Source organism: Howardella ureilytica (assembly GCF_054657495.1).
Genome location: NZ_BAAHYP010000035.1, coordinates 1 through 310 on the forward strand (window position 1 = coordinate 1; position 310 = coordinate 310).

General features: G+C 37.1%; 1 protein-coding gene. It reads right to left on the reverse strand.

Going from position 1 to position 310, the window contains the following annotated elements; all coding sequences use genetic code 11:
• The coding region (locus ACYQ1N_RS07605) for a hypothetical protein (protein ID WP_459834527.1) at positions 1-294 on the reverse strand (294 nt) is incomplete at its 3' end.
• Positions 295-310 lie beyond the last annotated feature (16 nt).

A 310-nucleotide genomic window follows, 5' to 3' on the forward strand; every position in this document is an offset into this window, starting at 1 on the left:
GTATATTTTTTCTTTGGCCTTATCCTTTGAATACAGTGTCTCATTGGCAATACTGCCTTTATCCTCTAACGGCATTCTGGTAAGCAGCGGAGTGTTCTTCTTAAGCATTTTCCTTACGGTTGCTATCGTTCCTGTATAATTTACCGTTTTCAAGCCGGAATCGTCTTTTGTTATCTCAGGAGCTTTCCATGCAATCTCGTTATCTCTGATTACGTCCCAATAGAATACTTTTCCCATGTGGTATTTATTTTTTTCATTTTTAACATATTTCAAAGTATCCTTTGTAAACTTCACGTGGTATGTATTCCCC